This window comes from Afipia sp. DC4300-2b1, from assembly GCF_049895725.1.
GTDB classification, from domain to species: domain Bacteria; phylum Pseudomonadota; class Alphaproteobacteria; order Rhizobiales; family Xanthobacteraceae; genus Afipia; species Afipia broomeae.
This window is the reverse complement of the sequence record NZ_JAFCSX010000004.1, coordinates 30,452-47,301: the sequence shown is the minus strand read 5'-3', so window position 1 is coordinate 47,301 and position 16,850 is coordinate 30,452. Positions and strand designations below refer to the sequence as shown.

At 58.8% G+C, this 16,850-nt stretch carries 16 protein-coding genes, 2 pseudogenes and 1 riboswitch; of the genes and pseudogenes, 2 read left to right on the top strand and 16 right to left on the bottom strand.

Annotated features, from left to right (window positions below):
- Nucleotides 1-85: 85 nt before the first annotated feature.
- From ACP7AL_RS16790 to ACP7AL_RS16750, 9 genes are all read right to left on the bottom strand, one after another.
- Nucleotides 86-463, bottom strand: coding sequence for a GYD domain-containing protein (locus ACP7AL_RS16790; RefSeq protein ID WP_425993089.1), 378 nt, complete (start codon nt 461-463; stop codon nt 86-88).
- A gap of 276 nt (nt 464-739) precedes the next feature.
- Nucleotides 740-1,021 (bottom strand): hypothetical protein, encoded by a 282-nt coding sequence (locus ACP7AL_RS16785; protein WP_425993087.1) that lies wholly within the window; start codon nt 1,019-1,021, stop codon nt 740-742.
- A 256-nt stretch (nt 1,022-1,277) separates the two neighbouring features.
- The gene (gene uca, locus ACP7AL_RS16780) at nt 1,278-4,832 is read right to left on the bottom strand and encodes an urea carboxylase (protein ID WP_425993085.1); all 3,555 of its coding nucleotides are present in this window, start codon (nt 4,830-4,832) and stop codon (nt 1,278-1,280) included.
- 4 nt (nt 4,833-4,836) lie between these two features.
- Nucleotides 4,837-5,478, bottom strand: a complete 642-nt coding sequence (locus ACP7AL_RS16775; protein ID WP_006019358.1) for an urea amidolyase associated protein UAAP2 — start codon at nt 5,476-5,478, stop codon at nt 4,837-4,839.
- A gap of 3 nt (nt 5,479-5,481) precedes the next feature.
- Complete coding sequence (locus ACP7AL_RS16770; protein WP_425993082.1) at nt 5,482-6,321, bottom strand: urea amidolyase associated protein UAAP1; 840 nt, start codon at nt 6,319-6,321, stop codon at nt 5,482-5,484.
- A gap of 41 nt (nt 6,322-6,362) precedes the next feature.
- A complete protein-coding gene (locus ACP7AL_RS16765) occupies nt 6,363-7,154 on the bottom strand; it encodes an ABC transporter ATP-binding protein (protein WP_425993080.1) in 792 nt (263 codons plus the stop codon).
- Nucleotides 7,151-7,969, bottom strand: coding sequence for an ABC transporter permease (locus ACP7AL_RS16760; protein WP_425993078.1), 819 nt, complete (start codon nt 7,967-7,969; stop codon nt 7,151-7,153). Before ACP7AL_RS16760 ends, ACP7AL_RS16765 begins: the two co-directional genes overlap by 4 nt.
- A gap of 36 nt (nt 7,970-8,005) precedes the next feature.
- Nucleotides 8,006-9,079 (bottom strand): putative urea ABC transporter substrate-binding protein, encoded by a 1,074-nt coding sequence (locus ACP7AL_RS16755; RefSeq protein ID WP_425993076.1) that lies wholly within the window; start codon nt 9,077-9,079, stop codon nt 8,006-8,008.
- A 78-nt stretch (nt 9,080-9,157) separates the two neighbouring features.
- A riboswitch (guanidine-I (ykkC/yxkD leader) is annotated at nt 9,158-9,270 on the bottom strand.
- A gap of 380 nt (nt 9,271-9,650) precedes the next feature.
- The gene (locus ACP7AL_RS16750) at nt 9,651-9,821 is read right to left on the bottom strand and encodes a hypothetical protein (protein WP_425993074.1); all 171 of its coding nucleotides are present in this window, start codon (nt 9,819-9,821) and stop codon (nt 9,651-9,653) included.
- 168 nt (nt 9,822-9,989) lie between these two features.
- Between ACP7AL_RS16750 and ACP7AL_RS16745 the strand changes: the two are divergent.
- Both ACP7AL_RS16745 and ACP7AL_RS16740 read left to right on the top strand, forming a co-directional pair.
- Nucleotides 9,990-10,808, top strand: a pseudogene (locus ACP7AL_RS16745) (Clp protease N-terminal domain-containing protein); the annotation flags it as partial.
- A 1-nt stretch (nt 10,809) separates the two neighbouring features.
- A pseudogene (locus tag ACP7AL_RS16740) lies at nt 10,810-10,987 on the top strand (IS3 family transposase); the annotation flags it as partial.
- A 280-nt stretch (nt 10,988-11,267) separates the two neighbouring features.
- On the opposite strand, the gene hemA reads toward ACP7AL_RS16740, so the two are convergent.
- From hemA to puhA, 7 genes are read right to left on the bottom strand one after another with little or no spacing between them, the layout of a single operon-like run.
- Complete coding sequence (gene hemA, locus ACP7AL_RS16735) at nt 11,268-12,479, bottom strand: 5-aminolevulinate synthase (RefSeq protein WP_425993072.1); 1,212 nt, start codon at nt 12,477-12,479, stop codon at nt 11,268-11,270.
- A complete protein-coding gene (gene puhE, locus ACP7AL_RS16730; RefSeq protein WP_425993070.1) occupies nt 12,476-13,543 on the bottom strand; it encodes a putative photosynthetic complex assembly protein PuhE in 1,068 nt (355 codons plus the stop codon). Before puhE ends, hemA begins: the two co-directional genes overlap by 4 nt.
- A gap of 13 nt (nt 13,544-13,556) precedes the next feature.
- Nucleotides 13,557-14,648, bottom strand: coding sequence for a magnesium-protoporphyrin IX monomethyl ester (oxidative) cyclase (gene acsF, locus ACP7AL_RS16725; RefSeq protein ID WP_425993068.1), 1,092 nt, complete (start codon nt 14,646-14,648; stop codon nt 13,557-13,559).
- Complete coding sequence (locus ACP7AL_RS16720; protein ID WP_425993066.1) at nt 14,645-14,947, bottom strand: hypothetical protein; 303 nt, start codon at nt 14,945-14,947, stop codon at nt 14,645-14,647. Before ACP7AL_RS16720 ends, acsF begins: the two co-directional genes overlap by 4 nt.
- Nucleotides 14,944-15,402 carry a photosynthetic complex assembly protein PuhC gene (puhC, locus tag ACP7AL_RS16715; RefSeq protein WP_425993064.1) on the bottom strand — a complete coding sequence of 153 codons (459 nt, stop codon included), beginning with the start codon at nt 15,400-15,402 and terminating at the stop codon, nt 14,944-14,946. The genes ACP7AL_RS16720 and puhC overlap by 4 nt, the downstream gene beginning before the upstream one ends.
- Nucleotides 15,403-15,415: 13 nt before the next feature.
- Complete coding sequence (gene puhB, locus ACP7AL_RS16710; protein WP_425993062.1) at nt 15,416-16,078, bottom strand: photosynthetic complex putative assembly protein PuhB; 663 nt, start codon at nt 16,076-16,078, stop codon at nt 15,416-15,418.
- Entirely contained in the window at nt 16,075-16,836 is a 762-nt protein-coding gene (gene puhA / locus ACP7AL_RS16705; protein ID WP_425993060.1) for a photosynthetic reaction center subunit H, read from the bottom strand. Before puhA ends, puhB begins: the two co-directional genes overlap by 4 nt.
- Between the last annotated feature and the right edge of the window lie 14 nt (nt 16,837-16,850).

Genomic DNA, 16,850 nt, shown 5'->3' with positions numbered 1-16,850 from the left:
AAAGTTCGCAGTTACGTAGCTTGCTGTCGTTCGCAAACGGGCAGGCATCGGCCAGCGCATCTCCCGGATGCCACGTGTTCAGGCCTCACTGAATGTCGCTGGCGGAGTCAATCCCTACGCCATAGTAATCGGCTCGGCCTGCCGATCTGAATTTCTGAGTCAACTCGCCTGCCCGCTGGAAGGCTTTCGCGGTATCGCTCGCCGTGAGCGCAACTGTCGTGGTTATGTCCGAAAGGCTTCCGCCGGCCGCGGCGGCAAGCACTGCCGAAATCATCGTGGGCTCATCCGGAGCTTCCGCTATGATCAGCCAGTCGTAGGGGCCCAGCGTCAGATACCAGCTGATCAGCCGCGCACCGGCGGCAGCGAATAGTTCCGCAACCGCCTCCGAGCGGTCCTCCGGCCTTGCAGACATCCCCTTGATGGCCGCGGACGTGTAGCGACCTTGAGAAATGTAGATCGTCATGCGGTCTCCTCTTCTCCGGGAAAAGGGTTCGCCAACACACAGACTCTATTCCACCTTGCCCGCTCAGGATAATCCTTTTAACGGCGGGTCAAAGAGCTAAATGCCGATCCAGCCGGGGCCGATGCTCCGGCAGGTCGACGCTGCCGGCTGGAATTTGATCAGCCGTGCGGAGCATGCAAGCTCGTTAAAAATAGGCGCTAGAGCGTGGCCCGCATCGCTGTTTCGTAATCCGCGGCCAGCCGCAGACATCCGGCTGGCCGGTTGAGCAAACAGGTTTCATGCTCGCTTAAATGCGCGAGCTGAAAAGCCTATTGCAATTCGAGATTGAGAGCGAGCTATCCCGCCGAATTTCTCCTGCTCGCTCTTGAAGAAAGCCGCCGCCTGTGCCGAGCCCTCGAGAAAGCGCTGAAGAAAATCCGTGCCGCCGACAAACCAAAAACTAGAACCGAACGACACAGCGAAGACATAGAAGAACTCGATAAAGAGATAAAGCGTATGAGAGCCCAACGACTTCGCCTCGACCGACAGAAGCGCGACTAAAATATTGATTGTATCCAAGGGTCGCCTGTCACCGAGCATTTAACAGTCATTCCCTGTATTTCAGGAAATGCTCAGAGCTGTCGGCGCATCGTCGTGCGGGCACACAGCAGAGTAAGCGCCGGCCTGCACGAAATTAGGTATCCTACCGAACTTCTCGAAGCAGCCGCGCGCTGATCTTTCTCAAAAGCAACGACGAGATGCGCCAGCAATGGCGCATCCCGTTGTCTTTTCACAGCCTTAACGATCTCTCACCTCGCCAGGCATCATCTCTCTCTCAACCGGGAGAGTTGATCACTGCAACAACATCACCCGCGCGCAACGTCTGCCCAGGCCTGATACGGATAGACGATATCCGACCGGCGACAGGTGCCTGTACGCTGATTTCCATTTTCATCGATTCGATGATCGCAATCGCATCACCCGCCGCGACATCTGCGCCTTCCTTCACCAGAATTTTCCAGACGTTGCCTGGAACCTCCGAAAACGCGCCGGTATCGCCATCGGGAATATCCTCGGCATTCACACCCGCGCTGACTCCAATGTCGTCAGGCACCTCATCGATGCGTAGATCCTTCCAGCGCTGACGTTCGCCCTCGAAGGCTGCCTGTTGCCGCAGTTTGAACGTCGCAATGCTGTCTCGGTCACGGACCAGAGCCTTGGCATAATCAGCATAGGAAAATTCGCTCTCTTCGATCTTTAGCGGATAGGCGCCGTGCGGAAATGCCGCGCGGGCCTCCAGCAATTCCTCCGCACTAACGGGAAAAAAGCGAATCTCGTCGAAGAACCGCAGCAGCCATGGATGCCCTGGCTTGAAGACAGGCGTGGTTAGCCATGTATTCCACATTTGAATTGTGCGGCCGAACAATTGATAGCCGCCAGGCCCTTCCATGCCATAGATGCACATATAGGCGCCGCCGATGCCGACGGCATTCTCCGGTGTCCAGGTTCGCGCGGGGTTGTATTTCGTCGTGACAAGCCGGTGACGCGGATCGATCGGCGTTGCCACCGGCGCACCAAGATAGACATCGCCAAGACCGAGCACGAGATAACTCGCATCGAAGACAATCCGCTTAACGTCGTCTTCGCTGTCCAGACCGTTGATGCGCCGGATGAACTCGATGTTCGACGGACACCACGGCGCATCGGCACGCACCAGTTCCTGATACTTCTGCATCGCCAGAACAGCCTGCGGATCGTTCCACGACAGCGGCAGGTGCACGATGCGGCTCGGAACTTTCATGGCATCAACGGGAGGCAGCTCTCGTTCAAGACTTTGAAGAACATCCAGCAACCGGCGGCGTGAAAGAACCGCGCTGTCATAGTGGATTTGCAGCGAACGAATGCCGGGGGTGAGATCGATGATGCCCGGCAGCTTCACCCGGGCGACAGCCTCCGCGAGAAGGTGAACACGAAGCCGTAGCGCGATGTCGAGTTCCATCGGACCATATTCGACCAGCAGGTTGTCGTCGCCTGCACGCCGATAGACCACCGGAAGCGGCCCGTCGTCGCTCCGTCCAACGATAGCGGACCCGAGCGTTGAATTTCCATTCAATGGCAGCGGTCCGGCGACCGGATCGTCCTTCCGGGATGCGGGGACGAAACGAACGGTGTCACCGGGCCGGAGCTGGCCGGTTTTCCAGAGTTCGTCACGCGCCACCACGGCAGGACAAACAAAACCGCCGAGGCTCGGCCCGTCCGGCCCGAGGATGATCGGCATGTCGCCGGTGAAATCGATTGATCCCACCGCATAGGCATTATCGTGAATGTTGGAAGGATGCAGCCCCGCCTCGCCGCCATCCGCTCGCGCCCACTCCGGCTTGGGCCCCGTCAACCGCACGCCAGTACGCGCGCTGTTGAAATGCACTTCGTACTGCGCGGAAAACAATGTTGCGATGTCATCGTAACAAAAGAAATCAGGCGCTCCATGCGGGCCGTAAATTACCCCGATCTCCCAGTCACGGGTCAGTACAGGGCGCTCTTCGGTCGTCAAAGCACGCGGAGTCTTCAAACCGCCGGTCTCTTCAGCAATATGCAGCACGTCTCCCGTCTTTAACGCGCCGGTAGCGTGGCCGCCGAACATCCCAAGCGTGAACACCGCGCGCGATCCGAAAATCTCCGGCGCGTCGAATCCACCGCGCACGGCGAGATAGCAGCGCTGACCCGCACCCTCGATCTTGCCGATCGCAAGCGTCTGACCCGCCCGTATCACCACGGGCGAACCATGCTCGACCGCAACACCATCGAGTTTTGCCGACATTTGTGCACCGGCAAGACCGATGGTGGCTCCCGCGTTGAAGCGCAACGTTGGTCCATTGACGGTTAGTTCCAGTGCGGCCGTCGTCGCGGGATTCCCGACAATGGTGTTGGCCAAGCGAAACGACCGCTCGTCCATCGGGCCACTCGGCGGAACGCCGACATGCCAGAGATGCAGCCGGCCTGGCAATTCCTGCACGCCGGATTGCGCGCCGGGAGCAAGGACATCGATGGTACGCGGGGTATATACGAAGTCGTTCAAGACATTTGTGGCGACGCGGCCGCTGCGGAAAACCTCTGAGCTGACAATCGCACGCAGATAGCCAAGGTTGGTTTCGATCCCAGCAACAGTTGAGCTGTTCAGCACGCTGTCGAGTTTTTCAATCGCATCCTTACGCGTGTCCGCCGAGACAATTACCTTCGCCAGCATGGGGTCATAAAACGGTGTGACCTCCACGCCGGTTTCGATCCATCCGTCGACACGCGCATCATCCGGGAAACGAACACAGGTCAGGCGTCCGGCGCTGGGACGAAACCCGGCATTGGGATTCTCGGCGTAAACCCGCACCTCTATGGCCGCGCCCTTCGGCACCAGCGGACCCAATCCCGCCAATACATCTTCACCGGCAGCCTGCCGCACCATCCACTCAACCAGATCGATGCCGAACACAGCCTCGGTCACCGGATGCTCGACTTGAAGCCGGGTGTTGACCTCAAGAAAGTAGAAATCCTCGCGCTCGACGTCGTAAATGAATTCCACCGTGCCGGCGGACTCGTAGGCCACACTCCTGCCCAGCGCCACCGCGGCCTCCTGAAGTCGCGCCCGCATCTCTTCGCTCAGACCCGGCGCCGGTGTTTCTTCGATGACCTTCTGGTTCCTTCGCTGCAGCGAGCAGTCGCGCTCGCCGAGCGCCACCACGTTGCCTTTGCCGTTGCCGAATATCTGCACCTCGATGTGCCGCGCCTCGGCGACAAACCGCTCGAGATAAACCCGCGCGTCGCCGAAGCTCGCCCGTGCCGTGCGCTGCACGGTAGCAAAGCGTTCACGGAGTGCATCGGCATCGTAACAGAGCTGCATGCCGATGCCGCCGCCGCCCGCGGTGCTTTTCAGCATCAACGGATAACCGACAATTTCGGCTTCAGCCAACGCCTCCTCGACGGTCTCGAGCAGTCCGGAACCGGGCAGCAGCGGAACGCGGCTTAAGCGCGCGATCTCGCGGGCCTTGTGCTTCAGCCCGAACGCGTCGAGATGTTCGGGACGCGGCCCGATGAACGCGATGTCATGTTCGGCCAGCTTCTCGGCAAAGCTGCGGTTCTCCGAGAGAAATCCGTAACCCGGATGAACAGCCTGCGCACCACTATGCAGGCATGCCGCAATGATCGCATCGACGTTGAGATAGCTCTCCGCAGCCGGTGCCGGACCGACACGGATCGCTTCATCCGCATCGAGAACAGGCCGCGTGAACCGATCGGCATCGGAATAGACGGCGACCGACGCAATGCCCATACGGCGCAATGTTTTTCCGATCCGCCCAGCGATTTCGCCGCGGTTGGCAATGAGGACCTTGCTGAACATGCGATCAGTCCTCTTGCGCTTCGAAAATCATCACCTGGATCGGCGTCGGAAAGAAACCGTTACAGGGATTATTGATTTGCGGGCAATTGGAGATCAGGCACAGCACATCCATCTCCGCGACCATTTCGACATAGTCACCGGGCTTTGAGACGCCGTCGACCACGGTAAAATTTCCGGAGGGATCGATTGGCACGTTCATGAAGAAATTCAGATTCGGCACGATGTCGCGCTTCGACATGCCGTGTTTCGCTGCCTCGATCAGGAAGTTCTCGCGGCAGGCATGGAGATACTTGGTGCCATGACCGAAACGAACGGTGTTGCTTTCGCACGAGCAGGCGCCCGCAGACGTATCATGCAAGCCGCAGGTGTCCGCTGTGACGCGCAGCATGACACGCCCCTCGTTGGACATGATGCGGGTCCCCGTGCTGACATAGGCGGAACCTTGCGCGCGCAAGGTGTCCTGACCGCTGTAACGCTCCTGATAGTCATCGGCGCGATAGAACAGCGTGTCGACCGCCTGCTGACCATGGCTGTCGATGATGCGCAACGTCTGCCCTTTGCGGACAATGACGGACCACGGAGCATTGGCCGGAATTTCGGTGTCGAGAACGATGCGGCCCTGAACCGGAACGGTGTGAATCGTCATAGCTCACGCCTCCGAGCTGGAGTTGAGGAAGAAGGCGTTGTTTTCAAAGGCGCGCGCGGCTTCCGCGCTTGCCGTGCGGCAAAGGTCATTATCTCCCACGCGTCCCGCGCGATAACGTACGATTTCAGCATCGCCCGTCGCATAGGCCAGCGACGCGTCCAACGGATGCGGACAATTAGACAATGCCACCAGCACATCCATCTCGGCGCGCAGGTCGATAAAGTCCCCTGCTTGGCGGCGGCTTGCATCCCACTGAAAGCGCCCTTCGGCGTCGACATTCACCGGTGCAAAGAAGCTGATGCACGGATGGACATCGCGGCGGTCGAGCCCTAACTTTCCGGCCGCGAGTATGAAGTTGTCGCGCGTGTTGCGAAGGGTCGTCGTGTGATAGCGGGCTTCGTTTGTTGCCACCGTGGAAGCGCCCGCGAGCGCATCATGTGCACCTCCGGTGGTCTCTTCCACGATGCTGAACAGCACACGGCCCATATCGGACAGGATCACGCGGCCCTTGCGCAGGCTGGCAGCCCATTGAACTTTGATGGTGTCCGCGTGATTCAACCGTTCGCTTGTATCGGCCGCACTCCACGCCAGCATACTAATGCAGGACTTGCCTCCAGTGTTTACAACCCGCAGCGCCTCGCCGCGGTTGAGCCGCGTGGTCCAGTACCAGCCGCCGGGCACGATCTCCCGATGAATGATTGCCGAAGCGGCGATAGCAGCACCATCGCGCGGGGTCGGAGGCGGAAGCGCGCGCGGCGCGTGCCCCTGTCCTGCCGCCTTCAATTCCTCGTAGCGCTTTCTGTTGGCCGCAACTTCGGCCTGCTGCTCCTTGGTCAGGATCATGGTTTGCCCTTTCTCAGACAGACACGCCGGGCCGTCCCGGCTCATGCTCCTTGTTTGGCCGGGTCGTCCCGGCCAGAGCGGTTTGTTGCCAGCCGCCGGACCTCGGCGGTTCTGCGCGGGTAGATTTCGAGATCGCGTGAAATGGTGGCCCCGTAGCGCTCGCGCTCTTCGGGCCGGTTACGGTTACGTTCAAATGCGATCACACGTGTCGCCAGCCGGAACGCCTCGCTCAAATCATGCGTGACCATGACGACGGTTAGTTCGGTCTCGTTCCAGAGCCGCTTCATCAACACATGAATGTCAGCGCGAATACCGGGATCGAGCGCGCCGAACGGCTCATCGAGCAGAAGAATCCTGGGACCGCGCATAATCGCCTGGGCCAGCGCCAGCCGCTGCTGCATGCCGCCGGACAGCGCCGCCGGATACTTGCTTTCCTGCCCGGCCAGCCCGACTTCCGCCAGCAGCGCCATCGCTTCGTCGGCTGCGGCACGCTTTGCCGCTCCGAACAAGCGACCGGTGATCTTCGCATGCTGAAGCTCGCGCCCGAGCAGGACGTTTTGCAGCACCGTCAGATGCGGAAAAACGGAGTAGCGCTGGAACACAACGCCGCGATCGGCATCCGGCTCCGGCGACAGCGGCATACCGTCGATCAGGATCTGCCCGCGCGTCGGGCTCTCCTCGCCGAGCAGCATGCGCAGAAATGTGGTCTTGCCGCATCCCGAGGGGCCGACAAGCGCCAGAAACGCGCGCGGCTCGACGTCGAGCGTGATCTTCTCGAGCACGATGTGATCGCCGTACTCCTTCCAGACGTTGTCGAAGCGGATCGCGCTCATTCCGCTCTCACCGACGCGAACCACGGAAACGCCCTGCGCTGGAGCAGGCGCAGTCCGGCATCCATCAGGAAGGCAAGAAGCGTGATCCAGATCACGTAAGGAATGATGATGTCCATGGCGAGATAGCGCCGGACCAGAAAGATCCGATAGCCCAGTCCGGAATCAGAGGCGATGGCTTCGGCGGCGATCAAAAACAGCCACGCCGGTCCAAGCTGGAGACGCAGCGAGTCGATCAGGCGCGGCAGGATCTGGGGCATCACCACGCGCAGCGCGATCTGCCACGTCGATGCGCCGAGCGTTTGTGCCTTGATCAACTGCTCGCGGGGCAGCTCCTGCACCTTCATCGCGAGGTCACGAATGATACAGGGCAGTGTCCCGATCACGATCAGGGCTATTTTGGAGTTCTCCCCGAGCCCCATCACGATGAACAAAATCGGAAGCAGCGCCAAAGGCGGAACCATTGATGCGACCGAAACAAACGGACCCAGCAACGCATTCGCGCCCGGCAACAATCCGATGACAATTCCCAGAACAAGCGCGGCGACGGTCGAGATCGACAGCGCAGAGATCAGCCGGCCGAGACTCGCGAGCGTATCGGAGAGCATGAGATATGCGCCGGTCCGTGTATCGGCCTGAAAGGCCATCTGCTTCACCGCCTGCGCCATGCTCGATAGCGCAGGTAACAGTTTGTCATTCGGATTTTCCGCAAGCCGCGCATTCGAGCCAAGAAGGTATGCGACCGCCAGCAATACGAACGGCAGTGCGGCCAGATAGAACCGCACCTGCCGGCCGGGCCGGATGTTGACGAGTCGCATGGCCGGACTCCTATCGACGCTGGATCAACGCTCCGTTCAGAGCTTGCCCTTTGCTGCGGCGTCCATGTAGGTCGCATCGAACCGCAACTTCACATTGGCTTTGTCTCCAAGCACAGACTTGTCGCCGAGCTCGATCCCGACGGCATCAACGGACTTCGCGCCCTTGCCCAGCAACTCCTTTTCGAAGAGGAACTTGCGCACGCGGTCCATCGTCGTTCCAACAGTCTTGCTCTTGGTGAAGGCTTCCGCGTCCGCAGGCTTGTCGAAAAGTTTTGTCGATGCGAGTTGGCTGTCGAAGCCGGCGAGATCGGTGCCCGATGCTTTGGCCATGGCTTCCTTCGCCGCTTTGCCATCAGCACCCGCCGCGTTCATTTTGGCGGTCGTCTCATACCAGATACCGACCAGGGCCTTCGCGAAGTCCGGATTCTCCTTCACCACCGCGGTGTTGGCGACCATCAGGTCCATAATCTCGCCCGGAATCTGCGAGGAATCGAATACCTTCTTCGCATCCTTTGCGCCGAGAATTTCCGATACAATCGGATTCCAGGTCACTACCGCAGTTACTTCCGGTGTTTTGTAAGCCGCCGCGAGATCGGCGTCCGAAGTGTTGACAACCTTGACGTCTTTCTCGGCGAGCTTCTTTGTCTCAAGCGCACGCGCCAGCAGATAATGCGAGACCGAGAATTCGACCAGATTGATCTTCTGGCCCTTGATCGCAGCAAGATCGGACTTCCCCTTCAGGATGATCGCGTCATTGCCGTTGGAGAAGTCACCCATAATGACAGCCGTCGTATCTACCCCGCCCGCAGCCGGAATCGACAATGCGTCCATATTGGTGATGGTCACCGCATCGTATGCGCCAGCAGTGTACTGGTTGATCGACTCAACATAGTCGTTGAACTGCTTCACTTCGATCGTAATGCCGTATTTGTCCGCCCATTTCTTGACGATGCCGGTATCCGCCGCATAACCCCACGGCATCCAGCCGACATAGATCGACCAGGCAATCTTGAAGTCTTTCTTTGGTGCCGCGTAGGCAGCCGACGCGAGCGCTGCCGTTAATGCGGAAGCGACAGCGACAGAGCGGAGAAAGGATGTGAGTTTGTTCATTGCAGATCCCTCTTGTAAAAAAATTACAAAAAGGGAATGGCGACAGACCATCGCTCCGCCAATCCCTTGGCCGACGAGGTCTCCCGGGCTTTTGTCCCGCCGTGCACCTGTGGGGATGTCTCTCCCACAAGCGGCCGCTCTCGGACCAGCGCCCTGCATTGCGCAAAGCCGGAACCCTAGCAACCAACTCAACCGGATGGATGCAGAAGGCGTGCCAAACTAAGATTCATTGAAACACAATGAATTTCCCCGAACAGGCACGTCGTGATCTGTGCTGGCCGGCCCTGTCCGAAGGCAATTGCCCAATAACTGCGCACCCTATGCACTTATTTGAAACTGTCCTTTATGGCTCGTCCCGCGCACATTCGATTATCCCTGTGCTCGAAAGGACTCTCGAGTGATTTTGATCCGAAACATACTGATCACGTTGGCGCGCGGCCTGCACGGCCGGTTCGGCTTCTTGCCGGAAAGCGAGCGGAGGATTTTTTCCAGCACGGCTTGTAAGCCCGCGTCAGAAGGTTAGAACGTCAAGGGAAGGCGGCTGCCCAAGCCCTTCTCAATTCCGCAGTAATCAGTAGCCGCGCTGGCGATCGACCACGTTCTGCAACGGCTGTCCTGGCTCGAAATTCAAAATCTGCGTGGCAACGTATGATGCGATAGAGCCGGGATCTGTATCTGCGGCAAGAATTGTGTGCCCATCTCGCGCGAAGTGAGCAGCCAGCACGGCTGGCGGAGTTCCCATTCCCACTCCACCTCTCGGTTCCTCCAGATACGATCAGAAAACCGCCAAGATCCTCAGCCGGTCCAAAGGTCGGCGGCGGTTGACGAATGTCAATGCGGTCAGCGGCCCCAATGAAGATGCTGCATCGGTGCCTTTGGGGGCGGAACGGCCGGCCGAGGGAAGCAAACAATGAATATTGAAAAATACACCGAGCGGGCGCGCGGCTTTATCCAGTCGGCGCAGTCGCTTGCCATGCGCGACGGCCATCAGCAATTCTCGACGCTGCATCTGCTGAAGGTGCTGCTCGACGACAATGAGGGGCGGGCGAGCGGTCTGATCGATCGTGCTGGCGGAAACTCTCGCGCCATCCTGACGGCCACTGAAGAGGCGCTGAACAAGCAGCCGAAGGTTTCCGGAAGTGGCGCCGGGCATGTTTATCTCGCGCCGGAACTGGCGCGCGCCTTCGATGCTGCCGAGAAGGCCGCCGAGAAGGCCGGCGACAGCTTCGTTACCGTCGAGCGTCTGCTCCTTGGTCTTGCGATAGACACGAACAGCGAGGCCGGCGCTATCCGGAGCAAGGGCGGCGTGACCGCGCAAAATCTCAACGCCGCGATCGAAGCGCTGCGCAAGGGTCGCGCCGCGCCCGCGCTGGCGCGCGGCGAGTTGCACTGTATCGGCGCGACCACCCTCGACGAGTACCAGAAGCATGTTGAAAAGGATCCGGCGCTGGCTCGGCGTTTCCAGCCTATCTATGTCGGCGAACCCACGGTCGAGGACACCATCTCGATCCTGCGCGGCCTGAAGGACAAGTACAAGCAACATCACGGCGTGCGAATCACCGATTCCGCATTGGTGGCTGCGACCACGCTGTCGAACCGCTACATCACCGACCGCTTCCTGCCGGACAAAGCCATCGACCTGATGGACGAGGCCGCGGCGCGGCTAAAGATGCAGGTTGATTCCAAGCCGGAAGAACTCGATCTGCTGGACCGCGACATCATTCGCCTGACGGCGCGGCCGGCTGTGGCTCAACGACAGATCCTGCATCCGTTTGCGGCCACAGCATCGTAACCATGTCTGGAGCTACGACTTCGTCGAGGCGCAGACCCATGATGGCCATAAGCCGGCTCATGACGCTGATCGACGAGTTTACCAGGGAATGTCTGGCGATCGGGGTTGCACGCCGCAATCCTCCAGGCTTTTTTAGAACCGCCAGGGCGCCCGTAAAGTCATCAGAACTGCTGTACATACTGGCATAACAACGACCGCTATTCCGGCTCCGAGCGCTGACACCAGCCCGTGGCGCGAGTCTTCGATGGCGATGCAATCTGACCCTGCGAGGTCAAATTCCTGCAGCGCTTCAAATAAACGTCCGGGGCCGGCCTTTTGCGCGCTACCTCATCGCCTGCAACCAGATCGACCGAGCGCCCAAAGAGAGCTTACTAAGCCGATCGAGGCTCGACATCCTCATGCTGCTTTTGCAAGACCAACCTCCGCCCAGATTTCCGCCAGCGCATTCACCAAGTGTTCGATGTCAGCATCGGTGTGGTGTGGCGATGGCGTAATGCGCAGCCGCTCTGCCCCGCGAGGGACAGTGGGATAATTGATCGGCTGTACGTAAATGCCGTACCGGTCGATCAGCATGTCGCTGATCTGCTTGCATAGTACCGGATCGCACACCATCACCGGCACGATATGGCTTGGGTTACGCATGTGGGCCACGCCCGCTTGGTCAAGTCGCGATCTCAGCAGTGCGACGCGATCCTGATGGCGCTCGCGCTCCACCGAGCTGGATTTCAGGTGGCGGATGCTGGTCAGGGCGCCCGCGGCGACTGCCGGCGGCAATGACGTAGTGAATATAAAGCCCGATGCGAAGCTGCGGATGAAATCGCAGATTGTCGCGGACGCGGCAACGTAACCGCCGATGACGCCGAATGCCTTTGCGAGCGTGCCCTCAATAACCGTCAGGCGATGGCTTAGACCTTCCCGATCGGCGATACCGCCGCCCTTTGGGCCATACAATCCAACGCCGTGAACCTCATCGAGGTATGTCATCGCATTATAAGCTTCAGCGACATCGCAAAGCTCCGCAATCGGTGCGATATCTCCGTCCATTGAATACACCGACTCGAAGGCCACGAGCTTCGGTGCATGCGGATCGATGTCAGACAGCCTCCTCTCCAGATCGCGCGGATCGTTATGAGCAAACACGCGTGTTTCGCTGCGGCTGTGCCTGATACCCTCGATCATCGACGCATGGTTCAGTTCATCCGACAGGATGATGCAACCCGGCATTCGGGACGCCAGTGTGCTAAGCGACGCCACGTTCGACACATATCCGGACGTAAACAGCAGAGCTGCTTCCTTGCCATGAAGATCGGCAAGTTCCTGCTCAAGCAGGACATGGTAATGATTTGTCCCAGCGATATTGCGCGTACCGCCGGCGCCCGCGCCGCAGCTATCGATCGCTTCATGCATGGCGGCAATAACCGCTGGATGCTGGCCCATCCCAAGATAATCGTTTGAACACCACACGGTGACTTCGCCCGCTCCGCTCGGACGGTGATGCTTCGCAAGCGGGAACTGGCCGGCTTTGCGCTCAAGGTCGGCAAAGACACGATAGCGCCCTTCACGGTGGAGGCCTTCAAGCTGTCTGCGGAAATAAGATTCGTAATTCATGTCATCCTCCCGATTCCCGTTGTAATTGTTTCAGCGCCGGTTGCCATCCGAGTCGCAGCGGTATCTGTTCTTGCGACCTGCTCTCGAAATGTTTGACGAAACTGATCTTCAAGTCTCTGCCGTGCGCAATGCGCCTGCTTTGGCTTCGGATCGCCACGCACGACGGTCAATCCAACACCGGGGGACTGAACGGAAGCTACCTGAAGCGACGGCGCAGGTGCGATTGTCAGCTGCGTGACGGTCGCGTGCAAAGGGGCCTCGTTGGCGACACGCCCGATCGGCCGGGCCGTTGCAGATAAGGGCTCAGATTTTGACCGCACTCCCCAGCCCCACAATGTCATTGCAGGCAGGGGCAAAAGCATGAACCAATGCTCGAGGATACCGAGAGCAAAAAGCGTCGAGACGAGCGACAATCCTGCGATATCGAAGGGAGTGACTGCCACCTCAACGGTACGCTGAATCATGATGACCAGAACAGCCGTCGATAGCGTGACGGATATCGGAAAGAAGGCACTTACCGGTTTCCGGGTGAAAAATGTCTTCAGGAAACTGACCGTTTCCGGCATCAACTCGTCATTGGTGACGGGAACGCCGAGAAAAAGATTGATCTTCGAGCTTTGCCGCAAAACCCACAGAGCGGCGAATGTCCACACACCGATCTGATTTGGACTGTTCCAGGTCAGGATCATCGTTGCGGCACCGGACGCAAGCAACAGCAGCTCGTGATAAAGAATGGCCTGAAGTGCGAGGCTGAAGCGCAAGAAGCCTTTCGCACCTGCCGGACACGGTTCACGGCTCGATCCAGTAATCCAGCCTGATAGAAATGCGATCTCCTGTGCGCCCCATAACAGAATGGTGCCGGTAAATGCGAGGTACGCACCGCTTACGCTGACTTCGTTACGTGTAGCAAAAAGCCAGTAAAGTGAAACAACAGCAAGGATGACTGCTGCGCATTTGCGCAACCCATCAAAGCGTGTTGAAAGTCCGACAAGAAGAAGCACGGCCCCAGTGCTGAACCACCAAATGAATGCGGCGTAGATCGGTGGAACAAAATGTGAGGCCATAACTCCGCTCCTGTCACCAAGCTGGCTGAAGGCAGATGTCTCTCGGCAGTTCGTTCTTTTTGGCAGGGAGCAGGAACAGACGTGCAAACGCTATCGCAGCCGCAGCCGACAGTCCCACCCGTTTAAGCTTCCCGAAAATCCCGCCCTGCGCGCGGCTGTCTGCAATCGCTTCGGATATTGAACGAAGCCGTTCAAGACCGGCCAGGAACCGCGGATCTTCGAGATCGAGCACGACCGGGAAGACCTGCTTCGATATCTCGGAGGTGATGCGGAATACCTCGAAATCGTAGTCGGTCGGATCCATGCCGATAGCTTCATGGAATGCCGGACGCATGTGATCGCGGACATACATGGTCGCAAAAACGGCGAGCAGGAAGAACTTGATCCACAGCTTGTTCATTCCCTGCAGCAGCGCGGGATCTGCACGCATCAGGAGCGCGAACGCCTCGCCGTGGCGGAACTCGTCGTTGCACCATTTTTCGAACCAGCGGAAAATCGGATGAAATTGCCGCTCCGGATGCCGCTCAAGCTGTCTGAAGATCGTGATGTAGCGGGCGTATCCAATCTTCTCCGAAAGGTAGGTCGCATAGAAGATGAACTTCGGCTTGAAGTAAGTGTATTTCTTCGCGCGCGTCAGAAAGCTGAGATCAACGCCGATGCCATGATCCTTGAGGATCTCATTGATGAACCCCGCATGACGAGCCTCATCCCTGCTCATGTAGCTAAAGAGCTCCTGAATGTCCGGATTCTTGATGCGCTTCTTGATCTCTGCATACAGAACGCAGCCTGAAAATTCCGCTGTCAGCGAACTGACAAGAAAATCCTTGAACTCCTTGCGCAGTTCGGGCGGAAGATTCTCAAGATCGGTATTGAACTCATCGGTCTTGACGAAATGCGATTTGTTGTGGTCCGCACGCAGTTCCTTGATAACCGCATTCCACTCCGACCGCACGAGCCCGACATCGAGGCGATCCATCGCTTCGAAATCGGTCGTATAGAAACGTGGGCTGAGGATTGTATCCTCTCGCGCCATTTCAGTGCTTTCAGCATTGACCTTGGCGTTGACACGCAGGCTTCCTTGAGTTCCGCCTTCCATGGGGATCATGACGCCCTCCCGTCCGAGAAACTGACTTCATAAAGTTCTGTCAGTTCGAGATACCCTTCCAACCGTGCGCGCATCCGCTCGATCGGACCTGCACGCACCACCGTCGCCGTGCGCCGGACAACGAGGCGCTCGCCGAAATTCACGCGTGTTGGCGCGTCATGCACGGTGACTTCGTCGCCGGGCTGAATGTCGATTGCGCCGTCGAGCACGACATGCGCATGCAGCGTTTCCGGCGTCTGCTCGATTTCCACCGTGCATGGGACGTCAAAACTTTTCCTGCCTGTTTTCCAAAGGCTCATTTTGCACCTCCTCTAACAGGCAGAAGCCGCGCAAAAGCTTCGGCATTGCTTGATCCGAACGCGGCCAGATCGATCTGCTTGTTTGTCGAAGTGTCCAGCAAGGTCATTTGCCCGTTCTGAAAGCGCGAAAGACGAAACGGCGGTTGCTGTCCGATTTCATTCATGCGGCGTTCGCGGGCGAGGCCGCGCAACACGACACGCACGAAGCCATTGGTTCCCGGCGCGAGGCTGTCCACAAGGTTTCGGTCATGCGCGTCAAACACCAGAACCGCACCATCGTTGCCGTCTTCAAACCGAAGATCGCGGCTTTCGACAACCGCCGGCAAGGTCATGCGGGTACTTCCCAGGCCAGTCAAACGTGCCGCCGTCACCATCACGAGAGCGAACAGCACGAGTGCGATTGCGCTCAACAATGCACCTTTGGGAAGTGTACTATCGCGAACGGCTTCGCTCATGACTGCTCTCCATTCAGGCTGCGGCTGTGGTTGGGGAATGCGAGACCGCGCTCACGGGAGCCCGGTCCTGAGCCAATCGCGAGAGGGACACCGCCACGGGACCCGGCTGCCCCGACAGCACTTCCGCCAGTCTGGCAGCGACCAAGGCGGCATCAGGCACCGAACGAAGCATGGGCTCGGAGAGACGAAGCCGCCACGGCCGGATATGCGGCCACAGCAGAAGATAGGAGGCGCGATCGTGATCGGCGAGCTTGAGCGGAATATCGCCGCTGCCGTCGCGATAGGTTCTCAACGCTGCACTCGCGATCTTCGTCAACGGAATGGTCATCGTGATCGGGAGCGCGACACCGAAGTGAAGAAGAACGTGCCGATTGGTAATCGTGTAGCAGGAGGACCGGCGAAACAGCCATGCGAGTACCGCCAGAATAGCGATGCCGCTGATAGCCGGAGCAATCAGCCACAATGCGGAGGTCGTCGCTTCGCTGAGCGAAGCGCCATTCGACCAGTTCGACCAGAGCCTCCACATCAGGAGCAGGCCGAAATAAATCCCGACCTCCCTGATGTGAAAGGCTCTGAGCGCGAGCCCCTTGAAAGTCGGCCGTCCCTGCCAGACAACTCTTTCCCCAGCCGGAAGCGGCGAAGGAAGTTTCTGAAATTGACCCGGATCGTGTTTCACAGGATTGGCTCCTGTCTTGACGGCGTCGCATAGAGGGTTCCGGCGCCGTAGTAACCGACGATCTTGTCTTCCTCGAGCTTAGTAACCTGATCTGGACTCGCCGTCCTGGGCACGTTCGCGAACTGCGCGCCAAGAAGCGCTTTGACCGAAACACGTCCACGCGGGCTGTTGATCTTGGCGAACGGCACCGGCAGTAGCACTCGCGTTCCTGCTCCCGCGACTTCAACCTCGAGATAACGGATCAGCGCTTCCGCACGATCGACCCACACGTCCGTCACGACACCGGCGATTTCGCGATCTGCACCGATCACATTCATACCGCGCGGATCGGGATCGCGCGCCTCCAGGTACGTCCCCTTGGCGACGCGCAACGGCACGATACACGGAACCTTATCCATCGTGAGTTCCGGTACATCTTCACGGTCGGCATAAGAACCGGGCCCGACACCATCCAGCATGGCATTTCCCGTCGGCTCCAGCGGCGCACCGGGCCACGGTGCAATCGGTGCAACTGGAGCATTGCGGCGATCGTTTTTGTGGTTGGGAAGAGTCGCGATGTGTCCGTTGCTGAGCTTGTACGATTTGGAATCCGGCATTCGCGGAAACCCATGAGCGACGCCGCCACCGCCTGTATCCGATTCAAGCGGATATCCCTCGCGCTTGTCTTCGCGCCGCAAGTAAAACACCAGCCCCGCGAAGAATATCCAAAACACGTAAAGTGTAACCTGTGCTACATCCATATAGGCGCCGGCTTGCATCAGACGACCTCCTT

Coding starts and splice junctions, on each gene's coding strand:
- ACP7AL_RS16790 (WP_425993089.1), bottom strand. CDS start 463: ATGACGATCTACATTTCTCAAGGTCGCTACACGTCCGCGGCCATCAAG.
- uca (WP_425993085.1), bottom strand. CDS start 4,832: ATGTTCAGCAAGGTCCTCATTGCCAACCGCGGCGAAATCGCTGGGCGG.
- ACP7AL_RS16775 (WP_006019358.1), bottom strand. CDS start 5,478: ATGACGATTCACACCGTTCCGGTTCAGGGCCGCATCGTTCTCGACACC.
- ACP7AL_RS16770 (WP_425993082.1), bottom strand. CDS start 6,321: ATGATCCTGACCAAGGAGCAGCAGGCCGAAGTTGCGGCCAACAGAAAG.
- ACP7AL_RS16765 (WP_425993080.1), bottom strand. CDS start 7,154: ATGAGCGCGATCCGCTTCGACAACGTCTGGAAGGAGTACGGCGATCAC.
- ACP7AL_RS16760 (WP_425993078.1), bottom strand. CDS start 7,969: ATGCGACTCGTCAACATCCGGCCCGGCCGGCAGGTGCGGTTCTATCTG.
- ACP7AL_RS16755 (WP_425993076.1), bottom strand. CDS start 9,079: ATGAACAAACTCACATCCTTTCTCCGCTCTGTCGCTGTCGCTTCCGCA.
- ACP7AL_RS16750 (WP_425993074.1), bottom strand. CDS start 9,821: ATGGGAACTCCGCCAGCCGTGCTGGCTGCTCACTTCGCGCGAGATGGG.
- hemA (WP_425993072.1), bottom strand. CDS start 12,479: ATGAATTACGAATCTTATTTCCGCAGACAGCTTGAAGGCCTCCACCGT.
- puhE (WP_425993070.1), bottom strand. CDS start 13,543: ATGGCCTCACATTTTGTTCCACCGATCTACGCCGCATTCATTTGGTGG.
- acsF (WP_425993068.1), bottom strand. CDS start 14,648: ATGATCCCCATGGAAGGCGGAACTCAAGGAAGCCTGCGTGTCAACGCC.
- ACP7AL_RS16720 (WP_425993066.1), bottom strand. CDS start 14,947: ATGAGCCTTTGGAAAACAGGCAGGAAAAGTTTTGACGTCCCATGCACG.
- puhC (WP_425993064.1), bottom strand. CDS start 15,402: ATGAGCGAAGCCGTTCGCGATAGTACACTTCCCAAAGGTGCATTGTTG.
- puhA (WP_425993060.1), bottom strand. CDS start 16,836: ATGCAAGCCGGCGCCTATATGGATGTAGCACAGGTTACACTTTACGTG.